This window comes from Aurantiacibacter flavus (genome assembly GCF_039710615.1).
In the GTDB taxonomy this organism is placed as follows: Bacteria; Pseudomonadota; Alphaproteobacteria; order Sphingomonadales; family Sphingomonadaceae; genus Alteraurantiacibacter; species Alteraurantiacibacter flavus.
Genome location: NZ_JBDLBR010000003.1, coordinates 93,133 through 107,028, shown reverse-complemented (window position 1 = coordinate 107,028; position 13,896 = coordinate 93,133). Strand labels below are relative to the sequence as shown.

The following is a 13,896-nucleotide window of genomic DNA, read 5'->3' as shown; positions in this document are numbered from 1 at the left end:
AGCACCGATCCACGATATTGCGCCATTTCCTAGCTAAAGGCTTGCCGCAATAAAGTTAATTCCCGTCTAATGACGACGAGCCGACTCGCACGAGCGCCCAGCCGACCCGCCACCCTCCTCGTAGAGCTCCATGCTTGCGCGAAGCGGCCCGGCCCGGCATGATTGCATCGTTGTGCCCCGCTCTGACGCCAATGCGACCATTCGCGCCGTGCTCGGCCCCACCAACACGGGCAAGACGCATCTCGCGATCGAACGCATGTGCGCCCATTCGAGCGGCGCGATGGGCTTCCCGCTGCGCCTGCTGGCGCGCGAGGTCTATGACCGGGTGCGCGCGATCAAGGGCGACAAACAGGTCGCGCTGATCACTGGCGAGGAGCGGATCGAACCGCCGCAAGCGCGCTATTACCTGTGCACCGCCGAGGCCATGCCGCGCACCGGCGGCAACAAGGCCTTCGTCGCGCTCGACGAGGCGCAGCTGGGTGCGGACCGGGATCGCGGCCATATCTTCACCGACCGGCTGCTTCATGCGCGGGGGCGCGAGGAAACGATGATCCTCGGCGCGGGCACTCTGGAGCCATTGGTGCGTGCGCTGGTGCCCGAGGCGCGGATCGAGGAGCGGCCGCGCTTTTCCACGCTGCACCACGCCGGGCCGGTCAAACTCTCCAGGCTGCCCAAGCGCTCCGCCGTTGTCGCCTTCTCCATCGAGCAGGTCTACCAGACCGCCGAACTGCTGCGCCGGTTTCGCGGCGGCGCGGCGGTGGTGATGGGCGCCTTGAGCCCGCAAACGCGCAACCGTCAGGTCGAGCTGTTCCAGTCGGGCGAGGTCGACTACATCGTCGCCACCGACGCCATCGGCATGGGGCTAAACCTTGATGTCCACCATGTCGCCTTCGCCGGGCTCGAGAAGTTCGACGGGGTGCGCCAGCGACGCCTGACACCCGCCGAAATGGCGCAGATCGCGGGGCGCGCGGGGCGGCATCACACCGATGGCAGCTTCGGCACGCTCGCGGGCAATCGCGGGCCGAGATCGCACGGGGCGCCGCTCGAATTCAGCGACGACGAAGTCTACGCCATCGAGCAACACCGCTTCGCGCCGCTCACCAGGCTGTTCTGGCGCAACCCCGAACCGCGCTTCGATTCGATCGACCGCCTGATCGCCGATCTCGAAATGCGCCCCGACCACCCAGCCATGGCCGCCGCGCCCGAGGCCATCGACCTCGCCGTCCTGCGCCGCCTCGCCGAAGACAGCGAAATCCGGGCAGCAGCGCACGGCCATGCGCAGGTGCGGCGCTTCTGGGAGGTGTGCCAGCTCCCCGACTTCCGCCATCAGGGCAGCGATGCCCATGCACGCTTTGTCGCCCGCCTCTGGCGCGACCTGAAGGGCGGCCATATCGGCGCCGACTTCGTGGCCGCCCGAATCGGCGAGCTGGATCGGGCAGAAGGGGATATCGACACGCTGCAAGGACGGCTATCGGCGATCCGCAGTTGGGCCTATATCTGCCAGAGGCCCGACTGGGTGCTGGCGCGCGACGAAATGGCCGCTCGCGCCCGCGCGGTGGAGGCCCGGTTGTCCGACGCTCTTCACCAAAGGCTAACCGAACGTTTCGTAAATCGCCGAACCTCGGTACTGATGCGGGGAATGGGAAAGGATGCAGGACTTTTGCGGGTAAAACTTGAAGACGACGGGCGAGTCATGGTCGAGGACCATGCCATCGGCCACCTTGAGGGCTTCCGCTTCGTGGTCGACCAGACCGCCGGGCAGGAAGACCGCAAGCTGATGCTCGCCGCCGCCGAAAAGCACATGCCCGCGCTGCTGGCGCAAAAGGCGCAGAGGCTGATCAGCTCCGAACTGGGCGACGTCACGATCACGAACGGCGGCCTGTGGCGCGGCGATCAGCAGGTGGCGACGCTCGAACGCGGCAAGAGCGCGAGCCGCCCACGACTGGTCATGGCCAAGGAACTGGGCAACCTCGATCCGGCCCACCGCACGCAGCTTTCCGAAGCGCTCGACGTATGGCTGGAGGCCGCGCTTGCCCCGCTCGCCCCGCTGCGCGCCATCGAGGATGCGACCAACGATCCCGAAGCGGGCAGCGAAGTGCGCGCCCTGCTCCTGACCCTCGCCGAACGCGGCGGCAGCGTCCCGCGCGAAGAAGCCGGCCTTGCCAACCTGCCCAAGGAGCGGCGCCCGCTGCTGCGCAAGCTTGGCGTCTCCATCGGCGCGCTTGATGTGTTCATGCCCGCGCTACTGCGCCCGGCCGCGCGCAAGCTGCTGCACGAACTGGGGCTAGACCGTCGCCCGGTGTCGGAGACGATGGCTCCGGTGATCGCGGGCGGCAGACAGCTTCCAGCCGGTTATCGCCGCGCGGGCGAGCAGGCGGTCCGGCTCGACATGGCGGAAAAACTGTTCCGCGCCGCGCACGAGCAGCGGCTCAAGATCGCTGACGCCAAGGATACCCGCGGCTTCGCCATCGACACCGCGCTCGCCACCAGCATGGGCCTGTCGCCCGAAAGCTTCCGCGGCCTTATGAAGGATGCGGGGTTCCGGCAGGGCGAGCCAGTGGCCATGGCCGAGGGAGCCTATGGTCCACCGCGCCCCGTTCCGTGGACCTGGCGCCCCCCGCGCAAGGATTTCCGCTCCTCGCGCCACCAGCAGCAGGGCAAGGATCGGGGCAAAAGCAGGGGCAAACCCGGCGCGAAAGCTAAAGGTCTGCCCCAACGCGACAATCGTCCGGCAGGAGACCACCGCCCCGCCACAGGCAACGCCTTTGCCGGTCTCGCCGACCTTTTGGGGAACAACAGCTAACCGATGGCGTCAGGAGGCGGCCTCCGGCTCGATCTCCTGCTCGTCAGGCTGCGGTTTGTCCGCACCCGCTCGGCGGCCCGCGAATGGGTCGAACGGGGGCATATCCGGCGCAATCGCCAGCGGATCACGAAGGCGGGCGTGCCGATTTGCGTCGGCGACGTTCTCACCTTGCCCATGCCGCATCATGTGCGCCTGATAGAAATCCTTGCTTTGCCCGAACGGCGCGGACCGGCTAGCGAAGCGCAACAACACTATCGCGCGCTTGACGAAGGCGGCGCAATCGCCATAGCAAGCCGCGTTTCCCGGCCCGCTTCAGGTGCGGCCGGACCATTGATCGAAGGACACAGTGCACCATGACCTACGTCGTCACCGACGCCTGCATCAAATGCAAGTACACCGATTGCGTCGAAGTCTGTCCGGTCGACTGTTTCTATGAGGGCGAGAACATGCTCGTCATCAATCCTTCGGAATGCATCGACTGCGGCGTGTGCGAGCCCGAGTGCCCCGCCGAAGCGATCCTGCCCGACACCGAGGGCGGGCTTGAGGCCTGGCTCGAGCTGAACACCAAGTATTCGGCCGAGTGGCCCAACATCACCGAGAAGAAAGACCCGCCCGCCGATGCCGACGAGCACAAGGGCGAAGAGGGCAAGCTCGACAAGTACTTCTCGCCCGAGCCCGGCGAAGGCGACTGATTCACCTCCTTTTTCCGGCAGGGCGGGCCGCCATGGCCCCCTGTCGGCCTAGGCAAAACCCCTGAAAGCGGGGTCGCTTATCCCTTTCTGGCCGGAGGGGGTGGCAATTATGTTACGAATCTGTTATATACTTGTCCAACTGCCGCGGTTTCCGTGCGGCAGGCGGATTAGGAAGGCAGGCTCCCCGCTCTCACCCAGAACAAGCACGCAATAAGGTCGCCGACGGGTCGCGCGGCCTCGCAGTGTTTGACGCTGGGTCTGCTGGTCCTGTCGATGAAAGGAAAATCCATGGCAACCAGTGCGCCCGCCTTCGAAGTCGGCGATTATGTTGTTTACCCCAAGCACGGCGTGGGCCGTGTGACCGAGCTCCAGAGCGAAGAAATCGCCGGTATGAAGCTCGAGCTTTATGTTCTCCGCTTTGAAAAAGAACGCATGACGCTGCGCGTTCCGGTCAACAAGGTCGAAGCGATCGGCATGCGCAAACTGTCTTCGGACAAGACCCTGAAAGAAGCGATGGAAACGCTCAAGGGCAAGCCCAAGGTCAAGCGCACGATGTGGAGCCGCCGGGCGCAGGAATACGAAGCCAAGATTAACTCTGGCGACCTTGTATCGATTGCCGAGGTCACGCGCGACCTGTTCCGCCCCGATGACCAGCCCGAGCAGTCCTATTCCGAGCGCCAGATTTTCGAGGCTGCCTCCAGCCGCCTCGCCCGCGAACTGGCCGCGATGGAGAAGACCGACGAGCCGGCCGCGCTCACCAAGATCCTGCAGGTGCTGAACGAACACGCTCCGCAGTATTACGAGAACACCGAAGACGCCTGATCGTCTGGTTCTCGCATGAGAAGAGGGCCGCCCGCCTCACCGCGCGCGGCCCTTTTTCGTGTTCACCGCAGTTTCACAGGTTCGCCTTAAGCTGTCGGAAACGGAGGAGATGCGGCAAGTGCGAAGGATAGTGGCGATAGCTGTACTCGGGCTTGCCCCGCTTACCGGGGGCTGCCTCGCGAAGACAGCGCTAGACGTGGCGACCGCACCGGTGCGGGTGGCATCACAGGGGGCCGACTGGGCGACCACCAGCCAGGACGAGGCCGACCGCAATCGCGGACGTGAAATGCGCCGCCGTGAAGAGCGATTGGGCGACCTTCAGCGCGATTACGAGCGAGAGGCCGACCGCTGTGAACGCGGGCGCGAGGAATCGTGCCGCGAGGCCATTGCCATTCGACGCGAGATCGACGCAGAGCTGAACGAACCGTTGCGCTAGGCAGCGGCACGGCGCAGACGGTCGGCGATTGCTTCGCCCATTCCCTCGCGCGGAATCGGCGCCACAGCAATTTTCGGGTGTGGTGCGGCTGCGGCCTCGTGCAGGCATTGATAGAGACGCGCGGCGGCCTCGGCGAGGTCGCCTTGGGGTGACAGGTTGGTGTTCCCTTCGATGGCGGCGAACCCGATCAGGAACTCATCAGGTGCGATCTGCGTAGCATCGAGCCGAACCGGCTTGCCCGGCGAATAGTGTTTGCGCATCTGCCCCGGAGCCTCGATTTTCGTGCCCGAAGCGGCGCTTTGCGGCCCCACAATTGATTCAATCGCTCCGCGTTCGACCGGACCGGGGCGCAGGAGGCTCCACCCGCCATCATCACGCAACGCAACGATGCTCGATTCGAGACCCATCGCGCAAGGTCCACCATCGAGAATCGGCGGGCAGTCTTCTCCCAGCGATTCGCGAACATGGTCGGGACGAGTCGGGCTGACACCGAGGCTGCGATTGGCCGAGGGCGCCGCCAGCGGCAGTCCGATCGCATCAAGCAACCGCGCCATCACCGGATGGCCCGGACAGCGCACAGCAATCGTCGGCAGACCGGCGCTGACTGCCGGGGCGATAGCGCTATCGGCTCTGGCAGGCAGCACCATGGTCAGCGGCCCGGGCCAGAACGCCTCGGCCAGCCGGTGTGCCCGCTTGTCGAACGAGGCCAGATGCTCGGCCTGCTCCAGCGAGGCGACATGGACAATCAGCGGGTTGAAGTCAGGCCGACCCTTCGTGCGATAGATCTTCGCCACCGCATCGGCGCTGTCGGCGCGGGCGGCGAGGCCATAGACGGTTTCGGTCGGCACAGCGATCAGCTCGCCAGCGCGCAGAAGCTCGGACGCCGTCGCAATGCCCTGCGCATCGGGTGCAATCAGCTTGTCTGCGTCACCAACCATGCTCCGCCGCTAGCCCGCGCGGGGGCTTTGGCCAAGGCCCAAGCTTGACGCGCGCGCCGCAAACGGCTGTTTCACCCGGTATGACCGCAGAAAACGACATGTTGCGCCGCCTCGCCGAGGCCCTCGCCCAAGCCGATACCGCCCCGGCGACCGACTGGACCGCCAGCCCGGCCTACGTGTGGGACAGCAAGGGCGGGCGACCGGTCGCCCGCATCGTGGCGCAGAAGCTCGATCTACTGCGCGGGATCGACCGCCAGAAAGAGGCCGTCGTCGCCAATGTCGAGCGGCTCGCGGCGGGCCATGCTGCGCATGACATGCTGCTGTGGGGCGCACGCGGCACCGGCAAGTCGGCGCTGGTCAAGGCCGCCGTCGCTGCGGCGCAGGCGGATGGCGGCAATATTGCGCTGGTGCAGGTCGCGACCGATGCCGTCTCCACGCTCCCCGCCCTGTTCGCGCAGCTTGCCAGGGTGGCGCGCAATTTCCTCGTGTTCATCGACGATCTCGGCTTTGCCGAGGGAGACAGCGTCACCCCGCGCCACCTGCGCAGCTGGCTTGACGGCGGGGTGGAAGCGCGGCCCGCCAATGTGCGGCTTGCGGTGACCTCGAACCGGCGCGCGATCCTCCCCCGCAACGCCAGCGAGCAGGACGACCCGATCAACCCGCGCGACGTGGTCGACGACCAGCTTGCCCTCGCCGACCGCTTCGGGCTCTCGCTCGGCTTTCACGCGATGAGTCAGGACGACTATCTCGCCGTCCTGCGTGGCTATGCGGAAGAGTTCGACCTCACATTTTACGAGGACGAGGCGCTGGGCTGGTCGAAGCGACGCGGCGCGCGCTCGGGCCGGATCGCCTGGCACTTCATCACCGAGCTGGCCGGGCGGGCGGGAAAAACGCTCGACTAGAGTCCCAGAACAAGGCCCTGCCCCGGGCGAGGAATGCAAGATTGGTGCTCTGCCGGGACTTCCCGTTCGTCCTGAGGAGGGCACGAAGCCGGAGGCTGCGCGCCCGTCTCGAAGGACAGCCGCGCCCGCGCTCACATCCCCGGCATAGGAATCCCCGGCGGCGGATTTTCGAAGGCGCGGGCCGGATCGCCGTTAAGCTGAATCTGCGGCGGCAGGCGGTCGCCCTTGATCCGCTCGATCGCGGCAGTGCCCTCGGCACCGGGGGCCATCACGCGCCAGATAATCCCGGCGGTATCGTCACTCACCAGCAGCGCGCCAAACTGGTCCCAGGCAAGCCAGGTCGGGCGGCCATGAGTCTCGCCCTTGGGGGTGAGGAAGCTGTCGAGCACCTGTTTCGGCTTGCCCATCGGATTGCCCCGCTCGTCGAATTCGACATAGACGACGTCATACCCAGCGGCAGGCTTGCGGTTCCACGAGCCATGACGGGCGATAAAGGCACCGTTCGCAAAGCCCTCGCCCATGCGCGAGCCCTCGCGGCTGAACACCAGCCCCAGCGCCGCCACGTGCGCGCCCAGAGCATAGCGCGGCGTGCGCACATAGCTCGGGTTGATGCCATAGGCGCCCTTCACGCGGTCATCGGTGATGTCGCCATAATAGAACCAGGGCCAGCCATAGTGCGCGCCGATCGGCACATCGGTCAGATAGTCGGGCACGAGGTCCGAACCGAGCATGTCGCGCTCGTTCACGGTGGTCCACAGCTCGCCCGACCACGGGTTCAGGGCAAGACCGTTGGGGTTGCGCAGGCCCGCGCCGAAAATGCGCGCGAAGCCCGATTCGAGGTTCAACTCGTGAATCGCGGCGCGGCCTTCCTCGGCCTCCAGCCCGCCCTCGGCGATATTCGAGGCCGAGCCGACCGCGATATAGAGCGCCTTGCCATCCTCGCTCAGCAGCACGTTGCGCATCCAGTGATTGCCACCCGCCGGCAAGTCCGCGAGCTTTTCGGGTTCGCCCGGGAGCGTTGTCGCGCCTTCGTCGTAGTCGAAGCTCAGCAAGGCATCGTGGTTGGCAACGTAAAGCTTGCCATCCGCCCAGGCGAGGCCCGAGGGCGAAGCGAGATCGTCGCGCAGCACATGGCGCTCTTCGGCAACGCCATCGCCATCGCCATCACGCAGCAGCACGAGCTGATCGGGCGAAGGGCCGCCCGCGCCGGCCTCCGCGAACAGGAAGCCCGCAACGAGGTTGGTAAGCCAACCGCCTGCGATCACACGCTCGGGCGCGTTGGTCAGTGTCACCAGCACGTCGCCATTGGGCATGGTGTAGATAACGCGCGGGTGATCGAGACCCTCGGCGAAGCGGCTAACCTCCAGCCCCTCCGCCGCAACCGGCGCGCCATCTTCGCCCCAGCCGATTGGCTTGGCAACTTCGACCGTGGGAATGGTCTGCTCGTCAGGGGTGGCCAGCACGGGGTCGGTTCCGGTGGTCTCCTCAAGCGTGAGCGTGGCCGGATCGCCGCGCAACAGCCACCAGCCGAGCGCGGCCGACAGCACCAGAATGACGACGAGGGCGATGAGGATCTTCTTCAGGCGAGACATGCCTTACCGATACGCCCGCCGCGCGACGGCGGCAAACACTTTGCCACCTGCCCATGCGCGTCTAGAGGGATGCGATGTTCGACTTCGCCCCCGCCCCCGAGGCCACCAAGCCTGCCATCTATGCCGAGCTGTGCGAGGCCGCCGAGGCAATCACCGCGGGCGAGCCCGATGCCGTCGCCAATATGGCCAATGTCGCCGCCTTGCTGGGCGAGTTCGTGGCCGACTGCAACTGGGCCGGGTTTTACCGCATGGTGGAGGGCGAACTGGTGCTGGGGCCGTTCTGTGGGCGCCCTGCCTGCATCCGTATCCCAGTCGGGCGCGGGGTCTGCGGTGCAGCGGTGGCCGAGGGGCGCAGCCAGCTGGTGGAGGATGTCCACGCCTTTCCGGGGCACATCGCCTGCGATGCGCGCAGCCGCTCTGAACTGGTGGTGCCCGTGCTGCGCGATGGCGTGGTGGTGGCGGTGATCGACCTCGACAGCCCCACCCCGGCGCGCTTCGATGCCGAGGACCGCGCGGGAATCGAAGCCCTCGCTGCGCTACTGGCCGACAGGATCTGATCCAAGCGCCCCCGCCCCGTAACGGGACAGCGGATCGAGATTGCTTGGTTTTGCGCGGCAAAACATCCTAAACATCGGGTTAATGGTAGCCGACCGGACAGTTGCAGGCGCGTGTCTGCGACAGGTGGCCCACTCAGTGAGGATGACCAGCATGTCCATCAAGTTCGCTTTCCTGTCAGCTTCGCTCGCCACGCTGGCAGCCGCGTCTTCCGCCCAAGCTCATGACGACCGCTATGGCACGCCCTCCGAACCGATCGAGTACGAGAGCTACGAGGTGGTGCAGGACATCGGCGACGAGCCTGCCTATGACGATGTCTACGAAGAGGCTTACGAGTACGAGACCTATGTCGATCCCGCGCCCGGCCACCACGCCATGCGCGCGCTGCCTGCCCGCCATGCCCATTATCCGACGATGACGCCTGAAACGGTGGTTATGAGTGGGCCCATTGGCCAGCCGCTCGGCTATACGCCAGAACAGCGCGCCGACTGGCTATCCGATTGCCACACCGTCTATCTGCGCGAATATTCCGAGATTTATAACAGCGGTGACGACGACTACCGTTTCGCGGCCGATCAGGCCGACCGCTATTGCGATGCCTATCTTGCCGGCTTCGATCGCGGCGAGGTCAGCGCATATCGCACGGGTACCTATCCCTTAGGTGCCTATCCGGTGATGATGGTGCCAGTACAAACCACCCGTCGTTATGCTCCGCGCGAAATCGTGCACGAGGAATGGGTAGACGTTGATGCCACGCCACGCCACGCGCGCCGCAGCATCCCGCGCCGCGCCGCCCCGCAACCCGACAAGCGCACCCCGATTCGCTGAAGTCGCACAGCGCAACTTTCGCGCGGCGCGTAATCTCCCCGCTAGATTCCGCCGCCGGTCAGCCGCTGACAGATCATGTCGAGCTGATCGAGACTACGAAAACGCACGGTTAGCGAACCGCTGCTCGGATCGGCCTCGGTTGCGATGTGCACGGGCAGACCGAGCATTTCCTCGAGGTGGTTCTGCACGGCAACGATATCGGCATCCTGCGCGGTGTCGCGTGGAGGACGGGCTTGGCGTCTCTGGCTACGGCCATCGCCATCGCGGCCCTTGCGCGCCAGCTTCTCGACCTCGCGAACGCTGAGACCCTTGCGCACGGCCTCGTCTGCCAGGTCGACAGCGTTATCGAGCCCGATCAAGGCGCGACCGTGACCCATGTCGAGCCGCCCCTGCTCAAGGTGATCGAGCACCTCTTCGGGCAGCGCCAGCAGCCGCTGCAGGTTGGCGACGTGGCTGCGCGACTTGTCGACCAGCGTGGCGATCTCGGTCTGCGTCATGTCCTCGAATTCGGCGAGACGCTGATAAGCGCGCGCCTCTTCGACCGGGTTCAGATCTTCGCGCTGGATATTTTCGATCAGCGCCAGCGCCATCACGTCGCGATCATCAAGATCACGAATTAGTGCTGGAATTTCATGGACTTGCGCTTTCTGCGCGGCCCGCCAGCGGCGTTCACCTGCCACCAGCTGATAGCGGCCAGAAGCCAGACGGCGAACAATAACCGGCTGAATTACCCCGCGCGTGGCAATCGAGGCCGCCAGCTCTGCCAGGGCTTCCTCGTCGAAGTGACGGCGCGGCTGCTCGGGGTGTGGCTCGATGGCCGAAACGGCGAGCGTCGCGAGGCCTTCCTCGGCCCGCGCTGCCACCTTACCATCGGCGGAGTCTCCCTCTGGCAGATTGCGCGGCGCGACCAACGGCTCCTCGCGGCGCGTCTCACCCAGCAGAGCGCCCAGCCCCTTGCCGAGCTTGCGGCGCGGAACAGCGCTGCCCTTCGCCTTGGCCTCGCTCTTCTCTTCGCTCATGCGGCTTTCCTCCGTTCGGGCAAGCGGCCGATCAATTCGCGCGCCAGCGCCATATAGGCGCGGCTGCCGGCGCAGGCGTGATCGTAGATCAGCGCAGGCAAGCCGTGGCTCGGCGCTTCGGACAGGCGCACATTGCGCGGGATCACCGATTCGAACACCAGATCGCCGAGGCACTCGCGCACGTCGTCGGAGACCTGATCCGTGAGCCGGTTGCGCCGATCGAACATGGTCAGCACCACGCCGACGATGTTCAGATCGGGATTGAAGCGCTGCTGCACTTGCTCAACCGTCTGCAACAACTGGCTCAGCCCTTCGAGCGCGAAGAACTCGCACTGCAAGGGCACCATCAGCGTATCTGCTGCGCACATGGCATTGAGGGTCAGCAAGCCGAGCGACGGCGGGCAATCGATAAAGCAGATGTCATGCCCGCCATGCTGCGCCAGCGCATCGCGCAGCCTTTGCGCGCGATCTTCGACATCGACCAGTTCGACCTCGGCCCCACTCAGATCGACCGTAGCTGGAACCAGATCGAGACCCGGAATGGCCGAATTGACCGTACATTCGGCCAGGGTTGCCTCCCCGATCAGCAAGTCATAGCTCGACAATTCGCGCTCGGACGCGCGCAGGCCGACGCCGGTCGAGGCATTTCCCTGCGGATCGAGATCGATCAGAAGGGTACGCCAACCGGTCGCTGCCATGGCCGTGGCGATGTTGATGGCGGTTGTGGTCTTGCCCACCCCGCCCTTCTGGTTAGCTATCGCAATGCAGATCATGTCTCTGGCGGCCTTCCGTGTCCGATAATGATCGCCGCTTCGGGATCGGTCGCCGATTGTTCCACGTGGAACATCGCTTGAATCGCCTGCGACTGCTCTTTCAGTTCTTGCGCCGCCGACCGCCCTTTGGGCAACAGCCAAGTGGTCGTTGGTGTGGAAAAGCGGGCGGATAACCGCAACAACTTCTCCAGGGGAGCAAATGCGCGCGCACTGATCACAGATACTGGGATGGATTCGATGGCTTCGAGCCTTGCGCCTACCACGCGACACTTTTTCAGCCCAAAGCGCTCGCAAACATGCTCAAGCCATTCGACTCGCCGCTTGCGCGATTCAACCAGGATTACCTCAAGCTCTGGCCGTGCGATGGCGATGACGAGGCCGGGAAAGCCCGCCCCCGTGCCCATGTCGAGCCAGGGCGATGTTTCACGTGGAACATGGTCGAGCAGCTGGAGACTGTCGGCAATGTGGCGCGTCCAGGCATCGGCAAGGCTCGCGGTTGACACAAGGTTCTGCCGCTCGTTCTCGCTTTCCAGCATGGTCAGGAACGTCGCGAAGCGCTCCATCGCTGCGGAATCGCAACGCAGAGCACAAAAGGCCCTTCCCTCCTCCACGCTCATGCCGAAATCTCCTCCTGCGCGCGGCGCGCATGAACCAGTAGTGCCGCCAAGGCTGCGGGCGTGATCCCGCGAACCCGCCCTGCATCGGCGAGCGTAGCAGGTGAGGCCGCGGTCAATCGTTCGACCATCTCGTTCGAAAGTCCGGGCACCGCCGCCCAGTCAAAGTCCCGTCCCAACACCAACTCCTGCGACGCGCGCAAATCGCGCAATTCCGACTCCTGACGCTGCAAATAGGGCGCATAGGCTGCATCCTCCGCGACCTCCTTCGCCAGAGGCGTTGTCGGATCGAAGCGTGCGGGCAAGTGATCGGCGAGATCAACCAGCGCAATATCGGCATGGGTGAGCCACTCGGCCAGCGACTTTCGCCCCCCATCGGTACGCACATTCAGACCCTTTTCCGCCAGCGTGTTCGCGGGCACCTCGCACTCCAGAGCTTCCTGCCACGCGCGGCGTCCGTCGCAATGGCGGGCAAACCACGCTGCGCGCGCGTCACCAAGACACCCCAGCTCCTGTGCAATCGGGGTGAGCCGCGTGCTTGCGTTGTTCGCGCGCAGCCTCAGGCGGTACTCCGCGCGCGCCGTAAGCATACGGTATGGCTCGCTCACGCCATGCAGCGTGAGGTCATCGACCATCACAGCGAGATAGGAATTGCCTCGGTCAAGCGCGGGCGCCTCCCCCCCCTGCAGAGCGCAAGCGGCATGCAAGCCGGCGATCAAACCCTGTGCAGCCGCCTCCTCATAGCCGGTGGTGCCATTGATCTGGCCCGCGCAATAGACTCCGGGAAGGGCCGAAAGCTGAAGGTCCCGCCCCAAGGCACGCGGATCGATATGATCGTATTCGACCGCATAGCCCGGCACGACCATCTCCACCTGCTCCAACCCCGCCATCGTCCGCAACATCGCCAGCTGCACATCCTCGGGCAGAGAGGTGCTGATGCCGTTGGGATAGACGAGATGCGTGTCGAGACCCTCTGGTTCGAGAAAAACCTGATGGCCGTCACGATCAGCGAAGCGGTGAATCTTGTCTTCAATGCTCGGGCAATAACGTGGGCCTGCGGCATCGATCGCACCGGTGAACAGCGGCGAGCGATCGAGATTATCGGCAATGATCGCATGGCTGCGCGGATTGGTGCGGGTGATGGCACAGAAGATCTGCGGATTGGTGCGCTGCTGTGTGAGCGAAGACATGGTCCAGAAGTCGCTGTCGGATGGTTGCTCCTCCAGCACGGCCCAATCGATAGTGCGCCCGTCGAGCCGCGGAGGCGTTCCGGTCTTGAGGCGGGCCATCGGTAGATCTGCTTCGCGCAGCTGCTCCGCGAGGACGCAAGCGGCATTCTCACCGATGCGGCCGCCGGTGCTCCGCTTCTCACCGCAGAAGAGCACGCCGCCCAGGAAGGTCCCCGTACACAGGATCGTCGCCGGGGCATGCAGCTTGTCCCCATTCGCAAGTGTCACGCCAACGGCGTGCCCACCTTCGGTCATCAGCGACGCAACCTCGCCGCCGATCACTGTGAGGTTTTCCTGAGCCGACAGCATCGTCTGAACCGCAGACTTGAACAGCTTGCGGTCAGCCTGAATGCGCGGCCCATGCACAGCGCTGCCCTTGGAGCGATTGAGCATCCGATAATGGATTGCCGCAGCATCGGCGGCGCGCCCGATCAGGCCGTCGAAGGCATCGACCTCGCGCACGAGGTGGCCCTTGCCCAGCCCGCCAATCGCCGGGTTGCAGCTCATGGCACCGAGAGTGGCCGGATCGAAAGTGACCAGCGCCGTTGCCATGCCCATGCGCGCGGCAGCGGCGGCGGCTTCCATCCCCGCATGGCCTCCGCCGACAACGATGACATCGAATGTGCTCATGTTCGAGGCCGGTTTAGGCGCAGTCGCGGTCGCTCACAACGGGGATTTCGCTGTGCCGATGTT

The 13,896-nt window shown here is 65.2% G+C and carries 14 protein-coding genes; 8 read left to right on the top strand and 6 right to left on the bottom strand.

All coding sequences use genetic code 11. The annotated features are described in order from the left end of the window. The first annotated feature begins 130 nt into the window (after positions 1-130). The 5 genes from ABDJ38_RS09550 (at position 131) to ABDJ38_RS09530 (ending at position 4,753) form a co-directional block, all read left to right on the top strand. Positions 131-2,803 carry a helicase-related protein gene (locus tag ABDJ38_RS09550; protein ID WP_429771104.1) on the top strand — a complete coding sequence of 891 codons (2,673 nt, stop codon included), beginning with the start codon at positions 131-133 and terminating at the stop codon, positions 2,801-2,803. A 3-nt stretch (positions 2,804-2,806) separates the two neighbouring features. Next, positions 2,807-3,160: a S4 domain-containing protein gene (locus ABDJ38_RS09545; RefSeq protein WP_346784870.1), complete on the top strand. Its 354-nt coding sequence runs from the start codon at positions 2,807-2,809 to the stop codon at positions 3,158-3,160. Next, a complete protein-coding gene (gene fdxA / locus ABDJ38_RS09540; RefSeq protein ID WP_137680463.1) occupies positions 3,157-3,495 on the top strand; it encodes a ferredoxin FdxA in 339 nt (112 codons plus the stop codon). Before ABDJ38_RS09545 ends, fdxA begins: the two co-directional genes overlap by 4 nt. Positions 3,496-3,783: 288 nt before the next feature. Further along, a complete protein-coding gene (locus ABDJ38_RS09535) occupies positions 3,784-4,317 on the top strand; it encodes a CarD family transcriptional regulator (protein WP_119591410.1) in 534 nt (177 codons plus the stop codon). A gap of 130 nt (positions 4,318-4,447) precedes the next feature. Next, positions 4,448-4,753 (top strand): hypothetical protein, encoded by a 306-nt coding sequence (locus ABDJ38_RS09530; protein ID WP_346784869.1) that lies wholly within the window; start codon positions 4,448-4,450, stop codon positions 4,751-4,753. On the opposite strand, the gene ABDJ38_RS09525 is transcribed toward ABDJ38_RS09530, so the two are convergent. Then, positions 4,750-5,691, bottom strand: coding sequence for an L-threonylcarbamoyladenylate synthase (locus ABDJ38_RS09525; protein ID WP_346784868.1), 942 nt, complete (start codon positions 5,689-5,691; stop codon positions 4,750-4,752). The genes ABDJ38_RS09530 and ABDJ38_RS09525 overlap by 4 nt on opposite strands. 80 nt (positions 5,692-5,771) lie before the next feature. Here ABDJ38_RS09525 and ABDJ38_RS09520 point away from each other — a divergent pair, with 80 nt between their 5' ends. Next, positions 5,772-6,593 (top strand): DUF815 domain-containing protein, encoded by an 822-nt coding sequence (locus tag ABDJ38_RS09520; protein ID WP_346784867.1) that lies wholly within the window; start codon positions 5,772-5,774, stop codon positions 6,591-6,593. 131 nt (positions 6,594-6,724) lie between these two features. On the opposite strand, the gene ABDJ38_RS09515 is transcribed toward ABDJ38_RS09520, so the two are convergent. Further along, complete coding sequence (locus ABDJ38_RS09515) at positions 6,725-8,185, bottom strand: PQQ-dependent sugar dehydrogenase (protein WP_346784866.1); 1,461 nt, start codon at positions 8,183-8,185, stop codon at positions 6,725-6,727. Positions 8,186-8,259: 74 nt separating this feature from the next. Between ABDJ38_RS09515 and ABDJ38_RS09510 the strand changes: the two genes are divergently transcribed. After that, on the top strand, positions 8,260-8,742 hold the full coding sequence (locus ABDJ38_RS09510; protein WP_346784865.1) for a GAF domain-containing protein: 483 nt from the start codon (positions 8,260-8,262) through the stop codon (positions 8,740-8,742). A 151-nt stretch (positions 8,743-8,893) separates the two neighbouring features. Continuing rightward, a complete protein-coding gene (locus ABDJ38_RS09505; RefSeq protein ID WP_346784864.1) occupies positions 8,894-9,568 on the top strand; it encodes a hypothetical protein in 675 nt (224 codons plus the stop codon). 41 nt (positions 9,569-9,609) lie between these two features. On the opposite strand, the gene ABDJ38_RS09500 is transcribed toward ABDJ38_RS09505, so the two are convergent. Genes ABDJ38_RS09500 through mnmG form a run of 4 tightly spaced genes read right to left on the bottom strand, consistent with a single transcriptional unit; the run spans position 9,610 to position 13,833 of the window. Beyond that, a complete protein-coding gene (locus tag ABDJ38_RS09500) occupies positions 9,610-10,587 on the bottom strand; it encodes a ParB/RepB/Spo0J family partition protein (protein ID WP_346784863.1) in 978 nt (325 codons plus the stop codon). After that, positions 10,584-11,360: a ParA family protein gene (locus ABDJ38_RS09495; protein WP_346784862.1), complete on the bottom strand. Its 777-nt coding sequence runs from the start codon at positions 11,358-11,360 to the stop codon at positions 10,584-10,586. Before ABDJ38_RS09495 ends, ABDJ38_RS09500 begins: the two co-directional genes overlap by 4 nt. After that, positions 11,357-11,977, bottom strand: a complete 621-nt coding sequence (gene rsmG / locus ABDJ38_RS09490; protein ID WP_346784861.1) for a 16S rRNA (guanine(527)-N(7))-methyltransferase RsmG — start codon at positions 11,975-11,977, stop codon at positions 11,357-11,359. Before rsmG ends, ABDJ38_RS09495 begins: the two co-directional genes overlap by 4 nt. Continuing rightward, on the bottom strand, positions 11,974-13,833 hold the full coding sequence (mnmG, locus tag ABDJ38_RS09485) for a tRNA uridine-5-carboxymethylaminomethyl(34) synthesis enzyme MnmG (RefSeq protein ID WP_346784860.1): 1,860 nt from the start codon (positions 13,831-13,833) through the stop codon (positions 11,974-11,976). The genes rsmG and mnmG overlap by 4 nt, the downstream gene beginning before the upstream one ends. Positions 13,834-13,896 lie beyond the last annotated feature (63 nt).

What these genes read in the sequence shown, in the direction of transcription:
- ABDJ38_RS09550 (WP_429771104.1), top strand. Translation starts at nt 131, where the DNA reads ATGCTTGCGCGAAGCGGCCCGGCCCGGCATGATTGCATCGTTGTGCCC.
- ABDJ38_RS09545 (WP_346784870.1), top strand. Translation starts at nt 2,807, where the DNA reads ATGGCGTCAGGAGGCGGCCTCCGGCTCGATCTCCTGCTCGTCAGGCTG.
- fdxA (WP_137680463.1), top strand. Translation starts at nt 3,157, where the DNA reads ATGACCTACGTCGTCACCGACGCCTGCATCAAATGCAAGTACACCGAT.
- ABDJ38_RS09535 (WP_119591410.1), top strand. Translation starts at nt 3,784, where the DNA reads ATGGCAACCAGTGCGCCCGCCTTCGAAGTCGGCGATTATGTTGTTTAC.
- ABDJ38_RS09525 (WP_346784868.1), bottom strand. Translation starts at nt 5,691, where the DNA reads ATGGTTGGTGACGCAGACAAGCTGATTGCACCCGATGCGCAGGGCATT.
- ABDJ38_RS09520 (WP_346784867.1), top strand. Translation starts at nt 5,772, where the DNA reads ATGACCGCAGAAAACGACATGTTGCGCCGCCTCGCCGAGGCCCTCGCC.
- ABDJ38_RS09515 (WP_346784866.1), bottom strand. Translation starts at nt 8,185, where the DNA reads ATGTCTCGCCTGAAGAAGATCCTCATCGCCCTCGTCGTCATTCTGGTG.
- ABDJ38_RS09510 (WP_346784865.1), top strand. Translation starts at nt 8,260, where the DNA reads ATGTTCGACTTCGCCCCCGCCCCCGAGGCCACCAAGCCTGCCATCTAT.
- ABDJ38_RS09505 (WP_346784864.1), top strand. Translation starts at nt 8,894, where the DNA reads ATGTCCATCAAGTTCGCTTTCCTGTCAGCTTCGCTCGCCACGCTGGCA.
- ABDJ38_RS09500 (WP_346784863.1), bottom strand. Translation starts at nt 10,587, where the DNA reads ATGAGCGAAGAGAAGAGCGAGGCCAAGGCGAAGGGCAGCGCTGTTCCG.
- ABDJ38_RS09495 (WP_346784862.1), bottom strand. Translation starts at nt 11,360, where the DNA reads ATGATCTGCATTGCGATAGCTAACCAGAAGGGCGGGGTGGGCAAGACC.
- rsmG (WP_346784861.1), bottom strand. Translation starts at nt 11,977, where the DNA reads ATGAGCGTGGAGGAGGGAAGGGCCTTTTGTGCTCTGCGTTGCGATTCC.
- mnmG (WP_346784860.1), bottom strand. Translation starts at nt 13,833, where the DNA reads ATGAGCACATTCGATGTCATCGTTGTCGGCGGAGGCCATGCGGGGATG.